Consider the following 23,243-nt stretch of genomic DNA (forward strand, 5'->3'; position numbering starts at 1 on the left):
CCAAGAGCAAAGACTTCCTCAACATCCTGGGCACTCGAGCGGCATGCCTGCTTTCGCTCATTCCCCTCGCATGCGTTTGACTCAAGGTGTGCGCCGGATGCTCCTGCTGTTGTTCGTCGCCCTCGCCGCGGCCGGGGCGCTGGTCCTCGTGTGCGCCGGCTCGCCGTGGTGGTGGTTCGCGGCGGGCCCGCTGCTGGCCCTGACCGCCCTCGGCATCTGGGACCTGGTGCAACGCCGCCACTCCGTACTGCGGAACTACCCGCTGCTCGGCCACCTCCGCTTCCTCCTGGAGGCGCTGCGTCCCGAGCTTCAGCAGTACTTCGTCGAGCGGAACTTCGACGGCCGCCCCTATGACCGCGATGTGCGCAGCATCGTGTACGAGCGGGCCAAGGGCGTCGAGGCCGAGGAGCCGTTCGGCACCGAACGGGACGTGTACGGGGACGGCTACGAGTTCCTGGAACCGTCGATGCGCCCGGTCGACGTACCGGACGAGCCGCCCGTGGTGCGCGTCGGCGGACCCGACTGCACCCAGCCGTACGACATGGCTCTGCTCAACGTCTCCGCCATGAGCTTCGGAGCGCTGTCCTCGAACGCGATCCTGGCGCTCAACAAGGGGGCGGCGATGGGCGGTTTCGCGCATGACACCGGCGAGGGGGGCCTGACGGAGTATCACCTGCGGAGCGGTGGTGACCTGATCTGGGAGATCGGCACCGGGTACTTCGGCTGCCGTACCTCCGACGGGGACTTCGACGCACACGAGTTCGCGGACAAGGCGTCGCTTCCCGAGGTCAAGTGCGTGTCGCTGAAGCTGTCGCAGGGGGCGAAGCCGGGGATCGGCGGAGTGCTGCCTGCCGCGAAGGTCAACGCCGAGATCGCCGAGGCACGCGATGTCCCGCAGGGCAAGACGGTGACCTCACCGCCGTACCACCGGGTCTTCTCGACACCGCGCGAGCTCGTGCTCTTCGTCGCCCGCATGCGGGAGTTGTCCGGTGGGAAGCCCACCGGGTTCAAGCTCTGTCTCGGCTCGCGCCGCCAGTTCCTCGCGGTGTGCAAGGCGATGGTCGCGGAAGGCGTCACGCCCGACTTCATCGTGGTCGACGGGGCGGAGGGCGGGACGGGCGCGGCGCCGCTGGAGTTCGCCGACCACCTCGGCGCCCCGCTCACCGAGGGGCTGATCACCGTGCACAACGCACTGGTCGGCACCGGGCTGCGGGACCGTATCCGGATCGGCGCGAGCGGGAAGGTCGCCACCGGTGCGGACATCGTCAAGAGGCTGCTGCAGGGCGCGGACTACACGAACGCGGCCCGCGCGATGATGTTCGCCGTCGGCTGCCTCCAGGCGCAGCGCTGCCACACCAACACCTGCCCCGTCGGCGTCACCACCCAGGACCCGCGCCGCGTCCGCGCCCTCGACGTCGCCGACAAGTCCCAGCGCGTCCATCGCTACCAGCGTGCGACAGTGCGCAGCGCGAGCCAGCTCATGGCCGCCATGGGGGTACGGGATCCGCGCGACCTCGGCCCGCACATGCTGCTCCGGCGCACGGATCCGACGACGGTCCGGTCGTACGCGGAGCTGTACGAGTGGCTGGCGCCGGGCGCCCTGCTCAGTGAACCGCCGGCCTCCTGGGACGCGGACTGGTCGGCCGCGGATCCGGACTCCTTCGGTGCCCGCCCGCACCGCATGCCCGCCGGCTGAATCGGTCCTATGGTGCACATATGGAGCACGCTCTCAGTCCCACCGTCCTCAGCGAGCTGCGCCGGCCGCGGCCCTATCCCGCGGTGTCCGTGCTGACGCCGACGCACCGCCGGGAACCCGACAACGCACAGGATCCGGTCCGGCTGCGCAATGTGGTGGCCGAGGCCAAGAAACAGCTGGAGGCCGATCCCGCGGTCAGCCGGGAGCGGCGGTCCGATGTCGTCGAGCAGCTCGACCGGGCCCTGGCCGAGGTCGACCTGGCGCACGCCGAGGACGGTCTGGTGATCTTCGCGGCGCCCGGCGAGCACCAGGTGTGGTCGCTGGCCCGCACCGTGCCCGAGCGCGTGGTGCTCTCGGACACCTTCCTGACCCGCAATCTGGTCGCCGCGCAGGCCGCCCAGCGGCCGTTCTGGGTGCTGTCGGTCTCCGCCCACCAGGTCACGCTGTGGAACGGGGCCGGCGGCCATGTCGTCGAGGCGCACGCGCACGGATTTCCGCTGACCAAGGACCGCGAGAACTTCGACGCGGAGCGCCAGGAGCGGATCGGCGACATGCCGAGCACCTTCCGCGACGAGGACACCCGCCGCTTCCTGCGCGAGGCGGACTCGGCCGTGAGCGCCGTCCTGCGCGAGCATCCGCGCCCGCTGTACGTCACCGGTGAGACCGCCGCCCTCTCCCTGCTCGACGAGATCGGCACGGTCACCAAGGACGCGGCGCACATCCCGCACGGCGGACTCGCGCACGGCACACCCGACGCGGTGGCGCAGGCGGTACGTCCGCTGCTCGACGCCGAGGAGAAGAAGAGGGCCGACGAGGTGGCACGGGCGCTCGAACAGGCCCGCGGCCGCAAGGAGTTCGCCGCCGGAGTCGACGAGGTGTGGCAGACCGCGACCGAGGGCCGGATCCGGCTGCTCGCCGTCGAGGAGAACTACCGTGCGACGGTCCGCGACGAACACGGCGACCACCTTCTCCCGGCCGAGTCCGGCGACCTGGACGCCCGCGAGGACATCGTCGACGAGATCGTCGAGCAGTGTCTGGAGACCGGGGCCGAGGTCCGCTTCGTCCCCGACGGCAGCCTCGCGGACGCGGAAGGGATCGCCGGGGTGCTGCGTTACTGATCTCCACGGCCGACAATCTGAGCCGGACCTGTCGGCGGGAGAGGTGAGCGCGTGAGTGAGCTGTTGGGCGTTGCGGTGCTGGGTGCCGGGCACATGGGGGCCGACCACATACGACGCATCGACCGGGTGGTGAGCGGGGCTCGGGTCGCGGCAGTCGCCGACCCCGAGACCGGGCGGGCCGAGGAGGCCGTGGCCGGGATCGACGGCGTCTCGGTGCACGCGGAGGTGCCGGCCGCGCTGGACGCGCCCGGCGTACAGGCGGTGTTGATCGCCTCACCCGGGCCCGCGCACGAGGAGGCCCTGCTCGCGGCCTTCGCCCGTGGACTGCCGGTGCTGTGCGAGAAGCCGATGGTGCCCGACTCGACCGGGGCGCTGCGGGTCGTGGCGGCCGAGGCCCGGCTCGGCCGCCGGCTGGCGCAGATCGGTTTCATGCGCCGGTACGACGCCGAGTACCAGCGCCTCAAGTCGCTGCTGGACAGCGGGCGGCTGGGCCGGCCCCTGATGCTCCACTGCACGCACCGCAACGTGTCCTCCCCGCCCGGCTTCACCTCCGCGATGCTGGTCGACAGTTCCGTCTCGCACGAGATCGACGCGGCGCGCTGGCTGCTGGGCCAGGAACTCACGGCCGTGACCGTGCTGCGGCCCCGGTCCTCGTCCTACGCCCCCGAGGGCCTCGTCGATCCGCAACTGGTGCTGTTCGAGACCGCGGAGGGCGCGCTGGTGGACGTGGAGATCTTCGTCAACTCCGGCTTCGGCTATCAGGTGCGGTGCGAGGCCGTGTGCGAGGCCGGCAGCGCGCGGATCGGGGACGAGCACACGTTGCTCGTGACGACGGCGGGCGGCGCGTACGAGGACGTGGCCCAGGACTACCTCGTCCGGTTCGCGGACGCCTACGACCGTGAGGTGCAGGCATGGGTGGACGCGACCCGGGACGGGCGGGTCGTCGGCCCTACCGCCTGGGACGGGTACGCGGCATCCGCCGTCGCCGAGGCGGGCGTCCGGGCGCAGCGGACCGGCGGCCGGGAACCCGTCGACCTCGCCCCACGCCCGGAGCTCTACGCGTGATCAGCCACGGCCGCCCGCCGAACCCGCCTCCAGGCACCGGGCGAACCGCCGCGACCGGCTCGGGCGCGCCGAAGGTGCCGACGACCGTGAGGGCGCACCGGCCGTTCCGAGCCGTGCGCCTGGTCCTTTCCCCGACTGAAGCGCTATGAAGATCGCATGACTCGCCTTCCCGTCTGCGGCCCGGAAGGGCCCCTGCGCGCCACACCGCCCGTCCACGACCCGGTGCCCGTCCGTGCCGTCCTCTTCGACTTCGGCGGCACGCTCCTGCAGATGGCCTCGTACGAGGACCGGATCCGGGCGGCGCTGGGGCGACCCGTGGCCGAGGTCGACATGGCGGAACTGCTCGACGGACTGGAGGCAGGCCTCGCCCACCCCGCGGTGGTCGAGGCACAGCGCGGGCGCGACGTGTCGTCCGAGGCACACCGGCATGCCTTCACCACGTGGTACGCATCGGTGCCCGCGCTGGCGCCGTACGCCGGTGCGCTCTACGCGCAGCTCCGCTCGCCCGGGCACTGGGTGCCGTACGCGGACACCGCGGCGACGCTGGCGCGGCTGACGGACGCCGGGATCGCGCTCGGGGTGGTGAGCGACGTCGGCTGGGACCTGCGCGAGACCTTTGCCCATCACGGACTCGACGGGCACTTCTCGGCGTGGGTGCACTCCTACGCGTACGACACGGAGAAGCCCGATCCGCGGTTGTTCGAGCAGGCCTGCCGTGAAGTGCGGGCCGATCCCGGGGAGACGTTGATGGTCGGCGATCATCCGGCGAAGGACGGCGGGGCGGCCGGGGCGGGACTGCGGTCGTATGTCCTGCCGGCCGGGGCCGCGCCGGGTGGGCATCGCGGACTGGACGCGGTGCTGCGACTTGTGGGCGTCACGGAGGCCTGACCGGGGGTGCGGGGGCGCTGTTGATCGCCGTCGTGCGGGGCGAGGTCGCCCGAGGGCCGGACACGGTCGCGAATGTCGCACACATGAACCTCGAACGTGCGAATGAATGAGAGTCGACGCGCACTGACATTGCGTCAATTAGCGTACGGCTCCTACGATTTGACCAGGCAGTACACCTACCGCAGCAGGGCGAGAAACCCCCTCCGAAAGGACTGCGGCATATGCCAGGTGCACCACCGCGTCGTGTGTTGCCAAATCCCTTACAGCGCGTCGCGGGCTGTGCGACAGTCGTAACGGTCCTTCCGTCAGCCTTGGTCGTACCGTCCCCGCATCGGAGTACGTCATGCCCCCCCATCTCTCTGCGGACCACCCCGCCGCCCAACCGCCCCTGAGCGGCTCGGTCGACGCACTCATCTCGCAGGCACGCCGGCTGCGCGGCGAGATGGACGCCGTACGGCGTGACGCACCCGTCGACGGCGTCGACCCGCAGGGACGCTGGCAGCGCGCGCTGTGCGACCTGGCGATGCATCAACTCCACGACCTGGACGAGCACTTGGCGCAGTTGCGGGACGGCCCTGCGCCCGTGCCCGTCGAGCCGCAGCCCGCTCCCGCGCCCCGCGTCGTGGCGCCCGCTCCGCGGCGCGGCTCGCTGCTCAGCCGGGTGGGCAGCGCCGAATGGAATCTGCTGACGGACGAGGCCAGCTGGTCCGGGGAGCTGTACCAGATCCTCGGCCGCGACCCCGCCGCTCCCCCGCTCACACTGGACGAACTCCCGTCCCTGGTGCACGACGAGGACCGGCCGATGCTGACGGCGATGGTCACGGACTGCCTCATCGACGCGAAGCCGATCGACGGGGAGTTCCGCATCCAGCGCCCGGACGGCGGAGTGCGGACCGTGCACATGATGGGTGAGCCCGTGCTCGACGGTGACGGCAGCACCGCCTCGATGTGGGCCGTACTGCGGGACGTCAGCGAACTGCGCCGCAGCCAGCGCGTCGTGCACGAGACACGTGACTCGATGCAGCGCCAACGCCACCGGGCACAGACCGAGCACCAACTCGCCGTCGAACTCCAGGAGTCCGTGCTGCCGCCGTGGCGCGGCTCCCTGCGCTTCCCGCGCCAGGGGCCGGAGACGCTCGACCTGGCCGCCCACTATCTGCCGTCCTCCATGAGCGCGCTGATCGGCGGCGACTGGTACGACGCCCTCGAACTGCCCGGCGGTGAAACGCTGCTGACCGTCGGCGACCTCACCGGACACGGTGTCGCCGTGACCTCCGGCATGGCGACGCTGCTGGGCGCGCTGCGCGGCATGGCCATGGCCGGCACCCAGCCGGGTCAACTCATGTCCTGGCTCAATCAGTTACTGGATGCCACCGTCCAGCCCGCACTGGGCAGCGCCGTGTGCTGCCGCTACCGGCCCGAGACCCGCACCCTCACCTGGGCGCAGGCAGGACACCCCGCCCCGCTGCTCTTCCGCAACGGAACGGGGCGTCCGCTCACCGCACCGGACGGTGTGCTGCTCGGTGCGACCTCGGGCGCCGTCTACGGACAGGCCGAGGAGACCCTCGAAGAGGGAGATCTGCTGCTCCTGCACACCGACGGGTTGGTGCCACGACGATGGGGGTCCTCCCGCCCGAGCGGAGCCGGGAGCCGGGGAGGAACAGCGTCCGTCCAGAGACTGCTCGATCTGGCCCCGCGCCTTTGCGGAGCTCGCACGGCCCAGGACGGCGTACGGACAGTTGTCGAGGAATTCGGCGAGACGGAGCGCGAGGACGACGCCTGCGTGCTTCTCGCCCGGGTCGGTTCCTGACCTGACCGTCGCCGTAGCGGCGGCTCCCGTCAGGCACCTCGTACCGGCTTCCGGTCTAGCCGGTCCGGTCGGCGGACCTCAGGCCCGCGCGGTGTTGCCGCCGCCCTTGGGCTTCAACGAGCCGTTGGGAAGCGCCAGTTTGATCTCCTCACGCAGATCGTGGATCTTCGGATAGCTGGAGTACTGCCCGGTCAGCCGGTACATCTCGCGCAGTCGGTCCCACGTACGGTGGGAGGAGTTGGACCCCATCGACGTCAGAGCGAGCCGCGCGTACCGGTCGGCCTGCTCCGGGTCGTCGGCGATGAAGCAGGCCGACGCCAGGGAGATGTGGTCGAAGATCTTCGACCGGTTCCGGCCCTTCTCGCGCAGCTTGAGCGCCTCCTTCGCATGACGCTGCGCGGTGGCGGCGGCCGACGGCTCGTGCTCGGCGAGAGTGCGATAGGCCAGGGCCTGCATACCGTGCAGGTCCGCCTCGTCGAACAACTGCATCCAGCTCGGCGGGGGCACGTCACCACGGTCGGAGACGAACAGGTCCTCCGCCTCACCGAGGGTGCGCCGCATGGCCTGACCCTTGCCCAACGAGGCCTGTGCCCAGGCCTCGATGGTGTAGAGCATCGCCTGGGTGCGGGGCAGCACCGCCTCGCCGGAGCCCGACTTGGCGAGCTTCATGAGGTCGAGTGCGTCGTCGGGCCGGCCCAGGTGCACCATCTGGCGGGCCGCTCGGGAGAGCGCCTCGCCGGCACGGGGCCGGTCGCCGCCCTCACGGGCTGCGTGAGCGGCGATGATGAAGTACTTCTGAGCCGTGGGCTCCAGGCCGACGTCGTGCGACATCCAGCCCGCGAGGACGGCGAGATTGGCAGCGACGCCCCACAGGCGCCGTTGCAGATGGTCGGGGTGTCGGTAGGAGAGCATGCCCCCTACTTCGTTGAGCTGGCCCACCACAGCCTTGCGCTGCAGCCCGCCGCCACGCGCCGCGTCCCAGGCCCGGAACACCTCGACCGAACGCTCCAGTTCTTCGATCTCCTGCGACCCGATGGGGGCGGCCTCGTAGCGGTCGAACCCAGCGGGGTCGGCGTGCAGGGGATTGTCGATGTCCGGGGCGTCGGCCGCGAGGGCCGGATCGGTGTGCAGCCAGTCGTGCATGGCACTGTTGAGTGCGGATCCCGCGGCGAGCGCGGCACCCGCGCCCACCAAGCCGCGTCGGTTGAGCATGAGGTCCATTCCCGTGAATTCGGTGAGGACCGCAGCCGTCCGGTCGGGCGCCCATGGCACTCCGTCGGGATGTTCCGCATTCCCGTCGCCTTGCCGCTTCCCCACGCGCCCGTGCCGGACCAGGCCAAGATCCTCAATGGTCACGACACGGCCGAGTCGCTCGGTGAACAGCGCCGCCAGCACTCGCGGTACCGGATCGCGCGGGATCTCTCCCATGTCGATCCAACGCCGCACCCGTGAGGTGTCGGTCGCCAGCTGGGGGTGGCCCATGGCCGCCGCCTGCCGGTTGACCAGCCTCGCGAGTTCGCCCTTGGACCAGCCGGCCAGGCCGAACAGGTCCGAGAGACGAGTGTTGGGTTGTCCGTTCACGTCAAGCCCCCAGGTTCTCGGCTGATTTGACAGTAACCGTCTGTCAGTTGCTGAGCGACTATTCGCCAGGGTTCGCCAGGGTGCGCCAGATGGTGTGCCAGTGGGCGACGGGTGTCAGGTAGGAACGCGCCACCCCGACCCGGTTGCCTCACGGACACTCCCCAGGGTGCACCAGGGCAACCGGGGCGGGTAGCGCGGCAACTCGCAGGCACACGAAGGGATCTGTCTCGCCCATGTACGCAGCATCGTCCTCCGTGTCCGCTCCGCCCCGGTCGCTCCACTCCCGCCCGGCGGGCAGCGGCCCTTACCTCGACCCCGCGCGCCAGGCGGCGGCTCCCGTGCTCGGCGCCGGCAGGACGCGGCGACTTCCGGGGCTCGGAACCCAACCGCTCAGCGGGAGACTCGACTTGTCCGGCCCTCAGGGCGCCCAGCTGCGCACGGCGCTCGCGTCGGTGCACCGCATCTGTCCGGAGTTCGCTCCGGTGCAGGTACTGCGCCGCAGCGGACGCTCCGTGCTCCTTGTCGGTACGACAGGGCGCAGCACCGCCGTCGCCAAGTGTTTACTGGATCACTCACCCATCTGGGCCGAGCGGGTCCGGCACGAAATAGCTGCGTACCGCTCGTTCGTGCGGCATCGGCCGCCGGTCCGGGTGCCTCGGCTGATCGCGGCGGACCCGGACAACTGCACCCTCGTGATCGAGCGGATGCCGGGACGGGTCGCCGCGCTGCAGCGGCACCCGGCCGAGGCCCCGCCCCGCGCGGACATCCGAGCGGCCCTGGGTGCGATCTGCCGCCTGAACGCATGGCGGCCGCCGGCGGGGACGTTCGACGCCCCGCTGGACTACGCGGAGCGGATCTCCCGCTTTCATGAGCTGGGTCTGCTCACGGACCGGGACATGGGCGATCTGCAGAAGCTGCTGCACGGCATCGCGCACTCGGCGGGCCGGCAGGGAATGGGCCAGTTCTGTCACGGCGACGCCCTGCTGTCGAACATGCTCCTGTCACCGGCCGGTCCAGTGCTGGTGGACTGGGAGCACGCGGGTTGGTACCTGCCCGGATACGACCTGGCGACGCTGTGGGCGGTCCTCGGTGACGCCCCGGTGGCCCGACGCCAGATCAGTCAGCTCGCGCAGTCGGCAGGACCCGCGGCACGCGATGCCTTCCTGGTGAATCTGATGCTCGTACTGACCCGCGAGATCCGTACGTACGAGACGGCCGTGCAGCGCTCGATGCACGACACGACCCCGGCGGCACCGGGACCGGCCCACCCGGGTGCTGCGCCGTCCGGCGAGGAACAGCGGCTGCTGCTACGACGGCTGCACGACGACTGCCAGATGGCCCGCCGGGCTGTTCGAGCGGCGGTCGGCACTCGCTGACGGGGACGAAGGTCCGCGGTACGCCCGGGAGAGGGTGTACCGCGGACCTTCGTCGTGCGGAGCCGCGACGGGTGCGTGCCTCGATGCCGTCGCGACCCCGACCCGGGTCCGCGGAACGCCGCCGTACCGTGCGTATGTTCGGCACGGTCGCCCGACCGGATCAATGGTGCAGACCACTGACGCCTCGCAGGCCGACCCGCCACCGCCACGAAAACCCGTTGGACCGTCGCTGACATGGGAAATCGTCTTGCCCTGGGCATGATTGACGGATCGTCGGTGAGCCGATACGACTGACCCACGTTCGGCCCCGCACGCCCCACCGCGCTCGACCGTCCCAGGAGGCTGCATTGCGAGGATCCATCACCGCCCCCAAGGCCGGTGTCGGGCACAGACGCGCACGTGGAACGGCGGTGGCCGTCGCCTCGGCGGCCCTGCTGCTGCCGTTGCTGGGCGTCGCCCCGTCCGACTCCGCCGAGCAGTTCTCCTCCGGAGGCCTGCAGAGCGCCTTCGCCACCGCGGCCGCCGAGTACCACGTGCCGCAGAGCGTCCTCCTCGGCGTGTCCTACATCCAGTCCCGCTGGGACGCGCACGCCGGAGCACCGAGTGTCTCGGGCGGCTACGGGCCGATGCACCTCACCGACGCCCGCACGGCGATCGCCGAGGCACCGCACCACTCCGAGGGTACGGAGGACGCGCGCGGCGACAGTTCACGGGCCACCCTTCTGCCCGACACCAAAGTGCCCGAGACCTCCCAACTCCCCACCCGCCTCAAGACGTTGACCAAGGCCGCCGAGCTGACGGACCTGCCCGCCGAGCGGCTGCGCACGGACGCGGCCGCCAATGTGGAGGGCGGCGCCGCGCTTCTCGCCGCCGCCCAGCAGGACCTCGGCGAACCACTGAGCGCCGACCCGGCCGACTGGTACGGAGCGGTGGCACGTTTCTCGGGCGCGGACGACAGCGCGACCGCGGCGACGTACGCGAACGACGTGTTCGACGTGATCCGGGACGGCGAGCGGCGCACCACCGACGCGGGCCAGAGCGTGACCCTGGCCGCCGACCCCGGCCTGCGGCCCGCCACCGAGCAGCTGAAGCGCGCCGGTCTGCGCGCGGTCTCGGCCGACGGCACGGAGTGCCCCGCGAGCGTGTCGTGCGAGTGGATCCCCGCGCCGTACGAGGAGTTCGGCGAGGGCGACTACGGCAACCACGACCTCGGCGACCGGCCGGCGTCCCAGAGCATCAAGTACATCGTCATCCACGACACCGAGGGCACCTGGGACGGTGTCCTCAAGATGGTCCAGGACCCGACCTATGTGTCCTGGAACTACACCCTGCGTTCGACCGATGGGCACATCGCCCAGCACGTGAAGGCCAAGGACGTGGCCTGGCACGCGGGCAACTGGGACGTCAACGCGCGGTCGGTCGGCCTGGAGCACGAGGGGTTCCTCGCCTCGCCGGACGCCTGGTACACGGAGGCGATGTACCGGTCCTCGGCGCGGTTGGTGAAGTACCTCGCCAGGAAGTACGACATTCCGCTGGACCGGCAGCACGTCCTCGGACACGACAACGTGCCGGGCCCGACGACGTCCACGATCCCCGGGATGCACACCGACCCGGGCCCCTACTGGGACTGGCAGCACTACTTCACGCTGCTGGGACACCCGTTCCACCGGACGGCGAAGGCCGGCAACGGACTCGTGACCGTGCTGCCGGACTTCGACGAGAACCAGCCGGTGTACACGGGCTGCGTCACCAAGGGGCAGCCCTGCGCGGCCCACGGTTCCAGCGAGGTGCGCCTCTACTCCCAGCCGGACGAGACCTCACCCCTGATCAAGGACATCGGGCTGCGTCCCAAGGGTGACGACTCGACGATCGATGTGAACGACGTGGGCTCGCGCGTCTCCACCGGCCAGCGGTACGCGGTCGCGGGGCGTGACGGCGACTGGACGGCGATCTGGTACCTGGGCCAGAAAGCCTGGTTCGAGAATCCGAGGAAACAGCCCACGGCGGTCGCCGCGTCCGGCCTGGTGGCAACGCCCAAGGCCGGCCTCACGGAGGTCCCCGTCTACGGGCGCGCCTATCCGGAGAAGGAGGCGTACCCGGCGGGGGTTCCCGTCCAGGCGGTCTCCGCGCTGCCGTACAAGCTGCTCGAGGGCCAGCGTTACGCGGTCGGCGGCAAGGTGGCGGGCGAGTACTTCTACGCCCCGACCTTCGACACGGCACCGCACAAGGTCGTGATCGGCACGGACATGTACTACGAGATCCAGTTCGGTCACCGCGTGGCGTTCGTGCGCGCGGCGGATGTACGGGTCGTCCCCTCGGCCTCCTAGGGGCGTCACACACGAAGGTCCGGGTCTGCGGGAGGGGGGCAGACCCGGACCTTCCTGCTGTGCCGGGGGCGCACCGCGGCCGCGAGAGCGGTGCGCCGCACGCGTGGGCGAGTTCGCGTCGCCGCCTCGCCATTCGCGCGGTGATGTCGGGCCCACGGTGGGAAAATCTCGTTGCAAGGGGGCTGTGCATGATCGACGTGATCGTGGTCGGCGGCGGACCGACCGGCTTGATGCTGGCCACCGAGCTGCGGCTGCACGGCGTGCACGTGGTCGTGCTGGAGAAGCTGCCCGAACCGTCCGGCGAGTCTCGTGGGCAGGGCCTGCACGCGCGCAGTGTCGAGGTGATGGACCAGCGCGGCCTGCTGGAACGGTTCCTCGCGGTCAGTGAGAAGTTCCAGGCCGGCGGTCTTTTCGCCGGCATCAGGAAGCCGTGGCCGGACCGGTTGGACACGGCGCACCCGTACGGCGTCGCCGTCCCGCAGCCGCTCACCGAGCGCCTGCTGTACGAGCGCGCCCTCGAACTCGGCGCCGAGACTCGGCGCGGCTGCGAAGTGGTCGGGCTGAGCCAGTCCGAGGCCGGGGTGACCGTCGAGTTGGCGGACGGAACGCAGTTGCGCTCGCGCTACCTCGTCGGGTGCGACGGCGGCCGCAGCGCGGTGCGCGGACTGCTCGGCGTCGGTTTCCCCGGCGAGCCCTCCACCGTCGAGACGCTGCTGGGTGAAATGGAGGTGACCGAGGATCCGGTGACGATCGCCGCCGTCGTGGAGGAAGTCCGCAAGACCCAACTGCGATTCGGCGTCTCTCCTGGCCAGGACGGTGTGTACCGCGTTGTCGTGCCCGCCGACGGGGTGGCCGAGGACCGTGCGACCGCGCCGACACTCGAGGAGTTCAAGGAGCAGTTGCGGGCCTTCGCGGGCACCGACTTCGGCGTGCACTCGCCACGCCGGCTGTCCCGGTTCGGCGACGCCACCCGGCAGGCCGAGCGCTACCGCGTCGGCGGGGTGCTGCTGGCCGGCGACGCGGCGCACGTCCACCCGCCGACCGGCGGGCAGGGGCTCAACCTCGGTGTGCAGGACGCGTTCAACCTCGGCTGGAAGCTGGCCGCCGCGGTCGACGGCTGGGCGCCGGAGGGGCTCCTTGACAGCTATCACGCCGAACGGCACCCGGTGGGCGCGCGCGTGCTGGCCAACACACGCGCGCAGATCACGCTGCTGGGGACCGATCCGGGCGCGATCGCCCTGCGGGACCTGTTCTCGAAGCTGATGGACTTCGAGGAGGTGAACCGGTACGTGACCGGGATCATCACCGCGATCGACGTCCGCTACGACTTCGGCGAGGGGCATCCACTCCTCGGCCGGCGGATGCGGGACGTGGCGCTGAAGCGGGGGCGCCTCTACGGGCTGATGCACGGCGGCCGCGGGCTGCTGCTCGACCGGACCGGCCGGCTTTCGGTCGCGGGCTGGGCGGATCGGGTCGACCACGTCGTCGACATGAGCGAGGAACTGGCCGTGCCCGCTGTGCTGTTGCGGCCGGACGGCCATGTGGCGTGGGTCGGTGAGGATCAGCGGGATCTGGTCGGCCGGCTGCCGAAGTGGTTCGGCGCCGCCACCGGTTGAGCGCGTAGTCACGCAACGTGGTCTTGTGACCCGCCCCGAACACACCGGGTGCCCCGAACACCCGGGGCGCACCCCGAGCACCCGCCCGTGATCATCGCGCGTCCGGGGCACCCGAAACGGTCATCGCACGTGGGCCGCTCCCAACGAGATCAACCCCGCCGGGATCCCCCGCGCCTCAGCTCGCCCCTGTCCTCGCTCCCCAGGCGTACTTGCGGCCCGCGACCGCCTTGAACTTCACCTCGCCGCCCCTCAACAACCCACTGCGCACGGTGAGTTCTCGGCTGCGGGACGCGGTCAGGGCGATGCGGGTGGGGCGGCCGGCCTCCCAGTCGATGTCGACCGTGGCTCCACCCCGGGCGCGCAGGCCGCGGACGGAACCGTCCGGCCAGGACGAGGGCAGGGCCGGCAGCACCTCGATGACGTCGTACTGGCTCTGGAGCAGCATCTCCACGACCCCGGACGTGGCACCGAAGTTGCCGTCGATCTGGAACGGCGGGTGGGTGTCCCAGAGGTTGGGCAGCGTCGAGGACTTGAGCTGTTCGCCGAGCATCTTGTGCGCGTGGTCGCCGTCGCGCAGCCGCGCCCAGAAGTTGATCTTCCACGCCTTGGACCAGCCGGTGCCGCCGTCGCCCCGCGCGGTCAGGGAGACCTTCGCGGCGTCCGCCCAGCGGCTGCCGGGCTCGATCTGCCGGCCCGGGTGCAGGCCGAACAGATGCGAGACATGCCGGTGATCGTCGGTCGGGCCGTCCAGGTCGGCCTTCCACTCCTGGAGCTGGCCCCATGAACCGATACGCAGGCCCGGGTCCAACTTGTCCAGTGTGTCGGTGAGTTGCGCACGGAACTCCGGAACGTCGCCCAGAATCCGGGCCGCCTCCAGGGTGTTGGTGAACAGGTCGTGCACGATCTGCTGCGACATCGCGGCGCCGGCCGTGAAGTCGCCGTGCTCGGGCGAGTAGCTGGGGGTGACGACGAGGGTTCCGTCGCGCGGGTCGGTGCGCAGGTTGTCGAGCCAGAACTCGGCGGCCTCCTTCATCGCCGGATAGGCGGTGGTGCGCAGGTAGTCGGTGGAGCCGCCGAACCGGTAGTGCTCGTAGAGCTGCGTGGTCAGCCACGCTGCGGCCTCCGGGAACCAGAAGGAGGTGGCCCAGTTGTGTACCCCGGTGAAGCCGTAGGGGTTGGTCTCGTTGTGCACGACCCAGCCACGGGAGCCGAACATCTCCTTGGCCGTGCGCCGGCCGGGGGCGCGCATGGCTTCGACGAAGCGGTCGTAGGGCGCGGTGGTCTCGGCGAGGTTGGCGGCCTCGGCGAGCCAGTAGTTCATCTGGAGATTGATGTTGACGTGGTAGTCGGCGGACCACGGGGGTGAGGTGCTCTGGTTCCAGACGCCCTGGAGGTTGGCGGGCAGGGAGCCGGGACGCGAGGAGGCGATGAGGAGGTAGCGGCCGTACTGGAAGAAGAGTGCCTCCAGCGCACGGTCGGTGGCGCTCGTGCCGCCCGTGTACCCGGCGAGGAGCCGGTCCGTGGGCACGTCGGGGACGGCCGCGCGGATGTCGAGCGCGACCCGGTCGAACAGGGCGCGGTGGTCGGCTACATGGCGCGCACGCAGCGTCGCGTACCCCTTGCCGAACGCGTCGTCGACGGTCTGCGTCACCTTGGCGTGCGGGTCGTCGCCGCGGTAGTCGGGGTAGGTGTCGGCATAGTCGGTGCCCGCGGCCAGCACGAACCAGGCGCTGTCGGCGTCGGTGACGGTCAGCGTGCCGTCGGCGTTCGCGGTCAGAGCGCCACCCCGGTGCCCCACGCGGAGCTGCGCCTCGAACGCCATCCCGTTGTCGGCGAGTTCACCGCGTACGGTGATCCGGTCGCCGGCCGAGGTGGCCGTGAAGTCGGTGCGGGGCGAGGTGTAGCGCACGGTGCAGGTGACGGCGCCCGGCCGGTCGGCGGCGAGCCGCCCGACGATGACGCGGTCGGGATGGGAGACGAAGAACTCCCTTTGCCCGCCCACCTGTTGATGGGTGTACGTGACGGTGGCGACCGCTTCCCCCAGGTCCAGGGCGCGGCGATAGGAGTCGGGGGTCGTCGTCGGTGCGCCCGGCACATCCAGCTGGAGATCGCCGAAGGTCTGGTAGGCGCCGAACCCGACGCGGGGCTGGCCCAGTCTGCCGGCGACGGCTTCGGGGCCGATCCTGGTCTCGGTGTCGATCTCCTCCTGTACGGCGGCGATCGCGCCGGGGCGGGGTGCGCGCCAGTTGCCGAAGTCGTAGCCCTGGGCCGAACCGGGGCCGCCGGTCCACAGGGTCTTCTCGTTGAACTGAAGCCGCTCGGAGGCAAGGGTGCCGAACACCATGACGCCGAGAGCGCCGCTGCCCAGGGGCAGTGCCTCGCGCTCCCAGTCGGCGGCGGGGGTCGTGTACCAGAGCACGGGAGAGGTCGCCTTCAAGGATCCCGGCGGCCGCGATACATCGGAGGAATCAGCTGCCTCAGCGGGTCCGGCGAGCACTCCTCCGCCCAGCGCGACGCCGCCTGCTCCGCCGAGTGCAGTCTTCAGCGTGCTTCTTCGAGATATCTCATGCGACATGCTTCCGGACCGTAATGGTCCGATGACCGTGCAACAAGGGGCATGACAAAACGACCCGCCCCCGAAGCAGGGGCGGGTACAGGAAGTGGCCGGTTCGGGTGCGCTCAGCCCTGCTGGAAGAGCTCCGCCGGCAGCGGCTTCAGCAGCGCGTACAGATCGTCGGTGATGGGGCGGTCCCAGGCGGCGATGGTCACCAGGACGTTGTCACTGCGGTCGAACTGGACGCAGGAGATGCGGCTCTCGGAGAGCTTGAGGCGGCGCACGATCAGGAGGTTGTCCCCCTGCATCACCGGCATGTCCTCGGTCCCGACGACCGTGACCTCCTCGTCGTTCTCCAGCGCCAGGAGCAGCTGGGCCACCTCGAACGGGATCTCGTCGTCGGCTACCTCGCGGGCCGGCGAGCCCTCCGGAAGATTGCCGATGATCATCGCGGGGCCGCGACCGCCGAACAGGTCGTAGCGCAGGAACACGCCCTGGCAGCTGCCGTCGGGCGCGGGCAGCAGGCCCGCACCGAGATTGCCCGGCCAGTCGCCCGGGTCCATGGCCAGGACGTCGAAGTCGGGCCCGGCGGGAGTGGCGCTGCGGCGGCGGAGGAAGGACATGCCGCAATGGTACGTGCCCGAGCGCGTACCGGGCCGTGGGGGCGCCGCCGCCAGGACGCCACGAGCCGGGCCGCTCCGCGCGGACCGGCTCAGCCGGCCGGGCCCGCTTCGCGCGGACCGCCCCGGCCCCGCCGTCCGCGGTACGGCGACAACGCGGACCACCTCAACCCCTGCCGTCCGCCGCCCTGCGGTGGCCGGCCGGCTCGTCAGTCCTCCTGCCTCGGCGGCACCACCGCGACCGGGCTCGCGGCGTGCAGCAGGACGGCCTGGGTGACCGAGCCCATCAGCCGGGCGGGGGCGAGGAGTCGTCGGCGGTGGCGGCCGACGACGACAAGCGCGGCGTCCTTCGAGGCGGCGACGAGATGGCCGGCCGCGTCGCCCGGTGGCACGTACAGGTCGACGCGAAGGTCGGGGTGCCGCTCCTGGTGCGGTCCGACGAAGCCCTCGGCGAGCGTGCGCGTCTCGCCCTCGACGGCGGCCTGGTCGAAGGTGCCGGGGACGAAGTCACCGGCCGCCGTCCACGTCCGGACCGGCCACGGGTAGGCCGCGATCACCTGGACGCGCGCCCCGCGGCGGGCCGCCTCCGTGAACGCGAAGGCGAGCGCCGTCTCGTCGGGGCCGTCCACGTGCAGGCCGACGACCACGCGCGGTCCCGGGTCCACAGGAGGCGGGTCGGGCACCTCACGCCCGATCCGGGGCACGACGACCACCGGGCAGTCGGCGTCACGGGCCGCGGCCATCCCGTTGGAGCCGAGCACCAGCCCGGCGAAGCCTCCGCGGCCACGGGAGCCGAGCACCAACAACTGGGCAGAGGCGCCGAGTTCGGGCAGTACGGCGGCCGGTGCTCCCACCATCGCGACGTACTCCACCGCCGGGCGGTCGGGCAGCCCGAGATATTCGATCACCGGCTTGCCGGGACGGCCGTCGAGATACGCCCGCGCCTCGTCGAGCACCGGATCGTCGGCAGGGTCCGGCGGCCCGGCGACCAGGACGTCCGGCTGGGCCCCGACCGCGTACTGCCGCACATGGACCGCACGCAACGGCGCTTCGCGCAGCCGGGCGGCCGTGAGCGCCCACTCCAGGGCGCGCAGGCTGTCGTCCGATCCGTCGACCGCCGCGATGACCGGCAGGGTGCTCATGGAATCCTCGCCTTCGGCACGGAATCTTGATCGACCGCTTCCCGGACCAGACTGACTCAAGCACCGCCCGCCGGAGGGGGCACGAGGTCGCGTGTCCGCACATTGCCGGGAAGCCGGCGCGGAACGCACCGGCTTCCCGGCACTTCGACCGGAGGATCCAGCCACCCGAATGAAGGAGACCATGGCCGGCATCAGTGGATTCAAGGACCTCTCCCCGACCACCCTCGCCGATGTACTGGGCCGGGCGCAGGTCATGGACATCGGCATCCGCCCGCTGTGGCCGTCGGTCCCGCGCGTCGCGGGACCGGCGTTCACCGTGCGCTGTCCTCCCGGCGACAACCTCATGCTGCATGCGGCCATCCACCGCGCGGAGCCCGGGTCGGTCGTCGTCGTCGAGACCGGCGGCGACGTGGACCACGCGCTCGCCGGGGGCAACGTCTGTGCCGTGGCCCAGCGCCGTGGGATCGCCGCGTTCGTGGCCGACGGCGTGATCCGCGACCTCGCCGAGGTGCGTGCCCTGGGGTTTCCGGTCTTCGCCCGGGGCGTCATCCCCGTGCCGGGGAGCAAGGCGGCGGTGCGGCCGCTCAATGTCCCGGTCCGGTGCGGTGGGGTGGAAGTGCGGGCCGGCGACATCGTGGTGGCCGACGAGGAGGGCATCGTCGTGACGCCCCGGGACCGTCAGGAACAGGTGCTCCTGGACGCCCGGGCGAAGGTGGCCGGGGAGGCCGGTGAGTCCCTCGACGCGTGGGAGGCCGCGCATCGCGCCCGCGTCGACCAGATCCTGGCCGAGGCCGGCTTCGAGGGGTGAGCACGGCGGGGCCGCCGGCCGTACGCGATGCCCCGCCGCTTCGACCGGAGCACGGCTGCCCCTCCCCTGGCCACAGGGAAGGGGCAGCTCGCCACGGCTTCCGGCGCGCACGGCGCCCCGGATGCCCGGCGCGTTCGGCGTGCTCCGGCCAGGCCGAAGGCGTACTCAGGTCAGATCGAACTCGCCCTCGCGCGCTCCGGAGACGAAGGCCCCCCACTCCGCCGGCGTGAAGATCAAGGAAGGGCTCTCCGCGCGACCGCTGTTGCGCATGGCGATGAAGCCCTCGACAAAAGCGATCTGGACGTCTCCCCGTCCTCGGCTGCTGGACTGCCACTCCGCGTTGCTGAGATCCAGCTCCGGCTTGTCCCAGCCCTTGAGCGGATGCTGCTCGATGGTGCTTTCGGCCACGTCCGTGCTCCTCCCGGTTCGTCGTCCGCCGCCAGCCTAGCGATCGGTTCCGGCGGCGGACAGGCCACGTGAGGGGCAGGGCTTCAGGAGGCGGGCGGAGCGGACCCGACCAGCCACATCGAGAAGAACTGGGATCCGCCGCCGTAGGCGTGCCCGAGTACCCGGCGGGCCCCTTCCACCTGGTGCTCTCCCGCCTGTCCGCGCACCTGAAGTGCCGCTTCCGCGAACCGGATCATGCCGGAGGCGCCGATCGGATTGGTGGACAGAACGCCGCCCGACATGTTGACGGGCAGGTCCCCGTCCAGCTCCGTGACGCCGGATTCGGTGAGCTTCCAGCCCTCGCCCTCGTCGGCGAAGCCGAGGTTCTCCAGCCACATGGGCTCGTACCAGGAGAACGGGACGTACATCTCGACGGCATCGATGTCACGGCGCGGGTCCGCGATGCCGGCCTGCCGGTAGACGTCGGCCGCGCAGTCCTTGCCCGCCTGCGGGGAGACGAAGTCCTTGCCGGCGAAGAGCGTGGGCTCACTGCGCATCGCGCCGCCGTGCAGCCACGCGGGCGGCCGGGGCGAACGGGCCGCCCCCGCACGGTCGGTGAGGATCATCGCGCAGGCCCCGTCCGAGGACGGGCAGGTCTCCGAGTAGCGAACCGGGTCCCACAGCATCGGCGAGGCCTGGACCTTCTCCAGGGTGATGTCGTGCTCGTGGAGGTGCGCGTACGGGTTCTTCAGGGCGTTGCGCCGGTCCTTGTAGGCGACCAGGGAGCCGACCGTGTCGGGTGCGCCGGTACGCCGCATGTACGCGCGGATGTGCGGCGCGAAGAATCCGCCAGCCCCGGCGAGCAGCGGCTGTGTGAAGGGGATCGGCAGGGACAGGCCCCACATCGCGTTCGACTCGGACTGCTTCTCGTAGGCCAGGGTCAGGACGGTCCCGTGCACGCGGCCGGCGATCAGGTTCGTGGCGACCAGCGCCGTCGAACCGCCGACGGAGCCAGCCGTGTGGACCCGGAGCATCGGCTTGCCGACGGCGCCGAGCGCGTCGGCGAGATACAGCTCCGGCATCATGACGCCCTCGAAGAAGTCGGGCGCCTTGCCGATCACCACGGCGTCGATGTCCGCCCAGGTCAACTCGGCGTCTTCGAGCGCCCGTTGAGCGGCCTCACGGACCAGTCCCGCGATCGACACGTCCCGCCGGGCGGCCACGTGCTTGGTCTGGCCGATGCCTACGACGGCCACGGGCTCCTTGCTCATCGGGCATCCCCTTCGAGTACGGCGACCAGGTTCTGTTGGAGGCAGGGGCCGGACGTGGCGTGGGCGAGCGCTCGGTCGGACGTGCCCCGGTGGATGCGGGCGGCGGCCTCACCGATGCGGATGAGTCCGGCGGCCATGATGGGGTTGGCGGCCAGCGCGCCCCCGGACGGGTTCACGTCCACGTCGTCGCCCAGCCGCAGCGCCTTGCGCAGGACCACCTCCTGCGACGTGAAGGGCGCGTGCAACTCGGCGGTGTCCACGGGCCGTTCGAAGGCGCCGGCCCGCTCGGCGGCGAGCCGCGCGGAGGGCGAGTCGGTCAGGTCGCGTACGCCCAGACTGTGCGCCTCGATGCGGTGATCGATGCCCCGGATCCACGCGGGCCGCGAGCACAGCTCCCGGGCCCGGTCGCCCGCCGCGAGGATCACGGCGGCCGCGCCGTCGCTGACGGGCGGGCAGTCGCCGGTCCGCAGGGGACGTACGAGATAGTCGCCCTGCGCCACCGGACCGCGCAGCTGGGCATGCGTGTTGGCGGACGCGGACGCACGGCTGCGGGCCGCCACCCCGGCGAGCGCCGGCTCGTCGGTCTCCCCCGCGTCGATGAGCGCCTGCGCCTGGAGAGCCGCGAGCGCGACCGAGTCCGGCCACAGGGGGGCGACGTAGTACGGGTCGAGCTGGCGGGTCAGGACGTCCCGGACGGATCCCGGCGACGACTTCCCGTAGGCGTACACGAGCGCGGTGTCGGCGTCGCCGGTCAGCAGCTTCGTCCACGCCTCGTACAGCGCCCACGCCCCGTCCATCTCCACGTGCGACTCGGAGATCGGCGGCCAGGCACCCACGCCGTCGAGCGCCATGGTGAAGGAGAAGGCGCGGCCCGCGAGGTAGTCCGTGGAGCCGGAGCAGGTGAAACCGATGTCACTGGTCTTCAGCCCGGTCCGGTCCAGCACGTCGTGCAGGACCGGCATGAGCATCTCCACCTCGGAGAGTTCGTCGCTGGTGCGCCGGTGGTCGGTCTGCCCGAAGGCGACTACGGCGATCTCGCGCATCAGAGCAGCTCCTCGTGCGTCTGGTGGTCCGCTTCCCGCGTCACAGCAGCTCCTTGTACGTCTCGTAGTCCGCGTCGGGCTCGCCGGTCGGCCGGTAGTGGTCGGGGTAACGGCCCCCCTCGGTCCACACCGGCTCGACGCGCAGCCCCTCGCGCACCTGGTCGTAGGGGATACCGCCGATACGGCCGTGCAGTGCGAGGTCGGCGCCGTCCAGGGCGATGTGCCCGTAGACGTACGGGACTTCGATGTCGAGGTTCTTCGCCTTGATGTTGACGATGCAGTACGTGGTCAGCGTGCCCCGGGGGCCCACCTCGACGTGTTCCGCCGTGGCGACGCCACAGGTGGGGCAGGCGCCCTTGGGCGGCACGTACACCTTGTGGCAGGAGGGGCAGCGTTCGCCGACGGTCCGCCGCTCGGAGAGAGAGTTGATGTAGGCGGACTGGGAGCGGCCGGGCGCGTAGACGTAGTCGAGGCGGGCGGCGGCGACGATGCCGGTCACCATGGCGTCGAACACGCCCTCGTGACCGGCGGGTTCGAGCGGGTCCCCGTCGTACGGCTCGAAGCAGGCGATGTCCGTGATGGCTCCGGAGCGTTCGCCGGCCCAGCGGATCCGGACGCGCATGCCGGTGCGCACGGCGTCGGGGCCCGGGGCGTCGAGCGCGTGGAGCAGGGCGGTGTCGGCGCCGTCGAGCTTGACCAGGACCCAGGCGAACGGGGTGTCCAGGGGCTGTCCCCGGCGTGGCTCGTGATTCCACGCCCAGGTGGTGACGGTGCCGGTGGGGGCGACCTCGACGAGGTCGCGAATCTCCTCGGCGGTGACGGGGTCGTACTCGACGGGTGGGACGAGCGTGCCGCCGTCGGCGGTCCGCACTCCGAGGACGACGCGCTCGCGCAGGCCGGTGAGGAAGGCGCTCTGGACGGGGCCCAGTGAGCGGGTGAAGGGGAACTCGACGATGAGGGGGGCTTTGAGGACTTCGGGCATCCTGGATGTCTCCTTCGAGTCAGGCGCGCCGGTAGACGGGTGGGCGCTTCTCGGCGAAGGCCCGGGAGCCCTCCTTGGCGTCGGCGGTGTCGAAGATCGGCCAGCCGCGCCCCAGTTCGGCCGCGAGCCCCTCGGTCTCGGTCATCTCGGCGGTCTCGTACACGGACGCCTTGACGGCCTCGACGGCCAGCGGACCGCAGGCGTTGACCTGTTCGGCGATCTCCAGGGCCTTGCCGAGCGCGGTCCCGTCGGGGACGACATGACCGATCAGCCCGATTCCCGCGGCCTCCCGCGCGGTGTACGGGCGGCCGGTGAGCAGCATCTCCAGGGCGTGGGTGCGCGGGATCTGCCGCTGTAGGCGGACGGTCGAGCCGCCGATCGGGAAGAGGCCGCGCCTGACCTCGAAGAGCCCGAAGGTCGCCGACTCGCCGGCCACCCGGATGTCGGTGCCCTGAAGGATCTCCGTGCCACCGGCAACGCAGTAGCCCTCCACCGCGGCGATCACCGGCTTGCGGGGGCGGTGGTGGCGGAGCATCGCCTTCCAGTGCAGATCGGGATCGGCCTTCATGCGGTCCCGGTACCGGTCGCCGTCCATGCCGTTGCCCGCCAGCGCCTTGAGGTCCATCCCGGCACAGAACGCTCCGCCCGCGCCGGTGAGCACGATCGAGCGGATCGCGTCGTCCTCGTCGGCCTCGGCCCAGCCGTCGTGGAGACCGACCAGCATCGGCAGCGAGAGCGCGTTCTTCGCCTCGGGCCTGTTGAGCGTGAGTACCAGTGTGGCGCCTTCGCGCTGCACGGTGAGGTGTTCCGTCCCACCCATCGCCGTCCTCCCGTCTCAGGAACGAGAACAGGTTGCAGGAGGCGGGGAGCCAGTACAAGGGTTTTCTGACAGACAGTCAGATTTCTTCTGCGCGGGCCCTTCCCAGTTGGGTCGGGCTTTGCTCTGATGACCGTCGAAC

18 protein-coding genes are annotated in these 23,243 nt (G+C 71.2%); 9 read left to right on the top strand and 9 right to left on the bottom strand.

Annotated elements, in window-relative coordinates:
- Nucleotides 1-97 precede the first annotated feature (97 nt).
- The 5 genes from ACFWM2_RS08465 (at nucleotide 98) to ACFWM2_RS08485 (ending at nucleotide 6,577) form a co-directional block, all read left to right on the top strand.
- The gene (locus tag ACFWM2_RS08465; protein WP_383274739.1) at nucleotides 98-1,696 is read left to right on the top strand and encodes an FMN-binding glutamate synthase family protein; all 1,599 of its coding nucleotides are present in this window, start codon (nucleotides 98-100) and stop codon (nucleotides 1,694-1,696) included.
- 20 nt (nucleotides 1,697-1,716) lie between these two features.
- Nucleotides 1,717-2,814 carry a chemotaxis protein gene (locus ACFWM2_RS08470; protein ID WP_383274742.1) on the top strand — a complete coding sequence of 366 codons (1,098 nt, stop codon included), beginning with the start codon at nucleotides 1,717-1,719 and terminating at the stop codon, nucleotides 2,812-2,814.
- Nucleotides 2,815-2,865: 51 nt separating this feature from the next.
- Nucleotides 2,866-3,879 (top strand): Gfo/Idh/MocA family protein, encoded by a 1,014-nt coding sequence (locus ACFWM2_RS08475; protein WP_383274745.1) that lies wholly within the window; start codon nucleotides 2,866-2,868, stop codon nucleotides 3,877-3,879.
- A gap of 156 nt (nucleotides 3,880-4,035) precedes the next feature.
- Nucleotides 4,036-4,767: an HAD family hydrolase gene (locus ACFWM2_RS08480; RefSeq protein ID WP_383274748.1), complete on the top strand. Its 732-nt coding sequence runs from the start codon at nucleotides 4,036-4,038 to the stop codon at nucleotides 4,765-4,767.
- Nucleotides 4,768-5,110: 343 nt separating this feature from the next.
- Nucleotides 5,111-6,577 carry a PP2C family protein-serine/threonine phosphatase gene (locus ACFWM2_RS08485; RefSeq protein WP_383274751.1) on the top strand — a complete coding sequence of 489 codons (1,467 nt, stop codon included), beginning with the start codon at nucleotides 5,111-5,113 and terminating at the stop codon, nucleotides 6,575-6,577.
- A gap of 78 nt (nucleotides 6,578-6,655) precedes the next feature.
- Here ACFWM2_RS08485 and ACFWM2_RS08490 read toward each other — a convergent pair whose 3' ends face one another.
- Complete coding sequence (locus ACFWM2_RS08490) at nucleotides 6,656-8,158, bottom strand: hypothetical protein (protein ID WP_383274754.1); 1,503 nt, start codon at nucleotides 8,156-8,158, stop codon at nucleotides 6,656-6,658.
- A 233-nt stretch (nucleotides 8,159-8,391) separates the two neighbouring features.
- Here ACFWM2_RS08490 and ACFWM2_RS08495 point away from each other — a divergent pair, with 233 nt between their 5' ends.
- The 3 genes from ACFWM2_RS08495 to rox all read left to right on the top strand — a co-directional run bounded on the left by ACFWM2_RS08495 (nucleotide 8,392) and on the right by rox (nucleotide 13,477).
- A complete protein-coding gene (locus tag ACFWM2_RS08495) occupies nucleotides 8,392-9,534 on the top strand; it encodes an aminoglycoside phosphotransferase family protein (protein WP_383274757.1) in 1,143 nt (380 codons plus the stop codon).
- 347 nt (nucleotides 9,535-9,881) lie between these two features.
- Nucleotides 9,882-11,861 (top strand): N-acetylmuramoyl-L-alanine amidase, encoded by a 1,980-nt coding sequence (locus ACFWM2_RS08500; RefSeq protein ID WP_383274760.1) that lies wholly within the window; start codon nucleotides 9,882-9,884, stop codon nucleotides 11,859-11,861.
- 188 nt (nucleotides 11,862-12,049) lie between these two features.
- A complete protein-coding gene (gene rox / locus ACFWM2_RS08505) occupies nucleotides 12,050-13,477 on the top strand; it encodes a rifampin monooxygenase (RefSeq protein WP_383274763.1) in 1,428 nt (475 codons plus the stop codon).
- Nucleotides 13,478-13,652: 175 nt separating this feature from the next.
- Here rox and ACFWM2_RS08510 read toward each other — a convergent pair whose 3' ends face one another.
- The 3 genes from ACFWM2_RS08510 to ACFWM2_RS08520 all read right to left on the bottom strand — a co-directional run bounded on the left by ACFWM2_RS08510 (nucleotide 13,653) and on the right by ACFWM2_RS08520 (nucleotide 17,793).
- Nucleotides 13,653-15,896 (bottom strand): glycoside hydrolase N-terminal domain-containing protein, encoded by a 2,244-nt coding sequence (locus tag ACFWM2_RS08510; protein WP_383274766.1) that lies wholly within the window; start codon nucleotides 15,894-15,896, stop codon nucleotides 13,653-13,655.
- A gap of 260 nt (nucleotides 15,897-16,156) precedes the next feature.
- Complete coding sequence (locus ACFWM2_RS08515; RefSeq protein ID WP_383274769.1) at nucleotides 16,157-16,654, bottom strand: hypothetical protein; 498 nt, start codon at nucleotides 16,652-16,654, stop codon at nucleotides 16,157-16,159.
- A gap of 206 nt (nucleotides 16,655-16,860) precedes the next feature.
- Nucleotides 16,861-17,793: a universal stress protein gene (locus ACFWM2_RS08520; RefSeq protein WP_383274772.1), complete on the bottom strand. Its 933-nt coding sequence runs from the start codon at nucleotides 17,791-17,793 to the stop codon at nucleotides 16,861-16,863.
- A gap of 181 nt (nucleotides 17,794-17,974) precedes the next feature.
- Here ACFWM2_RS08520 and ACFWM2_RS08525 point away from each other — a divergent pair, with 181 nt between their 5' ends.
- Nucleotides 17,975-18,601, top strand: coding sequence for an RraA family protein (locus ACFWM2_RS08525; protein WP_383274775.1), 627 nt, complete (start codon nucleotides 17,975-17,977; stop codon nucleotides 18,599-18,601).
- Between the two features lie 165 nt (nucleotides 18,602-18,766).
- Here ACFWM2_RS08525 and ACFWM2_RS08530 read toward each other — a convergent pair whose 3' ends face one another.
- The 5 genes from ACFWM2_RS08530 to ACFWM2_RS08550 form a co-directional block, all read right to left on the bottom strand.
- The gene (locus tag ACFWM2_RS08530) at nucleotides 18,767-19,009 is read right to left on the bottom strand and encodes a DUF397 domain-containing protein (RefSeq protein ID WP_383274778.1); all 243 of its coding nucleotides are present in this window, start codon (nucleotides 19,007-19,009) and stop codon (nucleotides 18,767-18,769) included.
- A gap of 83 nt (nucleotides 19,010-19,092) precedes the next feature.
- Nucleotides 19,093-20,259, bottom strand: coding sequence for a thiolase domain-containing protein (locus tag ACFWM2_RS08535; protein WP_383274781.1), 1,167 nt, complete (start codon nucleotides 20,257-20,259; stop codon nucleotides 19,093-19,095).
- Nucleotides 20,256-21,302 (bottom strand): thiolase domain-containing protein, encoded by a 1,047-nt coding sequence (locus ACFWM2_RS08540; protein WP_383274783.1) that lies wholly within the window; start codon nucleotides 21,300-21,302, stop codon nucleotides 20,256-20,258. Before ACFWM2_RS08540 ends, ACFWM2_RS08535 begins: the two co-directional genes overlap by 4 nt.
- 40 nt (nucleotides 21,303-21,342) lie before the next feature.
- Nucleotides 21,343-22,284, bottom strand: a complete 942-nt coding sequence (locus ACFWM2_RS08545; protein WP_383274786.1) for a Zn-ribbon domain-containing OB-fold protein — start codon at nucleotides 22,282-22,284, stop codon at nucleotides 21,343-21,345.
- 19 nt (nucleotides 22,285-22,303) lie between these two features.
- Nucleotides 22,304-23,104 (bottom strand): crotonase/enoyl-CoA hydratase family protein, encoded by an 801-nt coding sequence (locus ACFWM2_RS08550; protein ID WP_383274789.1) that lies wholly within the window; start codon nucleotides 23,102-23,104, stop codon nucleotides 22,304-22,306.
- Nucleotides 23,105-23,243: the final 139 nt, after the last annotated feature.

This window comes from Streptomyces sp. NPDC058371, assembly GCF_042723265.1.
Classification (GTDB): domain Bacteria; phylum Actinomycetota; class Actinomycetes; order Streptomycetales; family Streptomycetaceae; genus Streptomyces.

Bases quoted from the DNA above. Each gene is read 5' to 3' on its own strand.
- ACFWM2_RS08465 (WP_383274739.1), top strand. From the start codon at position 98: ATGCTCCTGCTGTTGTTCGTCGCCCTCGCCGCGGCCGGGGCGCTGGTC.
- ACFWM2_RS08470 (WP_383274742.1), top strand. From the start codon at position 1,717: ATGGAGCACGCTCTCAGTCCCACCGTCCTCAGCGAGCTGCGCCGGCCG.
- ACFWM2_RS08480 (WP_383274748.1), top strand. From the start codon at position 4,036: ATGACTCGCCTTCCCGTCTGCGGCCCGGAAGGGCCCCTGCGCGCCACA.
- ACFWM2_RS08485 (WP_383274751.1), top strand. From the start codon at position 5,111: ATGCCCCCCCATCTCTCTGCGGACCACCCCGCCGCCCAACCGCCCCTG.
- ACFWM2_RS08495 (WP_383274757.1), top strand. From the start codon at position 8,392: ATGTACGCAGCATCGTCCTCCGTGTCCGCTCCGCCCCGGTCGCTCCAC.
- rox (WP_383274763.1), top strand. From the start codon at position 12,050: ATGATCGACGTGATCGTGGTCGGCGGCGGACCGACCGGCTTGATGCTG.
- ACFWM2_RS08515 (WP_383274769.1), bottom strand. From the start codon at position 16,654: ATGTCCTTCCTCCGCCGCCGCAGCGCCACTCCCGCCGGGCCCGACTTC.
- ACFWM2_RS08520 (WP_383274772.1), bottom strand. From the start codon at position 17,793: ATGAGCACCCTGCCGGTCATCGCGGCGGTCGACGGATCGGACGACAGC.
- ACFWM2_RS08525 (WP_383274775.1), top strand. From the start codon at position 17,975: ATGGCCGGCATCAGTGGATTCAAGGACCTCTCCCCGACCACCCTCGCC.
- ACFWM2_RS08535 (WP_383274781.1), bottom strand. From the start codon at position 20,259: ATGAGCAAGGAGCCCGTGGCCGTCGTAGGCATCGGCCAGACCAAGCAC.
- ACFWM2_RS08540 (WP_383274783.1), bottom strand. From the start codon at position 21,302: ATGCGCGAGATCGCCGTAGTCGCCTTCGGGCAGACCGACCACCGGCGC.
- ACFWM2_RS08545 (WP_383274786.1), bottom strand. From the start codon at position 22,284: ATGCCCGAAGTCCTCAAAGCCCCCCTCATCGTCGAGTTCCCCTTCACC.
- ACFWM2_RS08550 (WP_383274789.1), bottom strand. From the start codon at position 23,104: ATGGGTGGGACGGAACACCTCACCGTGCAGCGCGAAGGCGCCACACTG.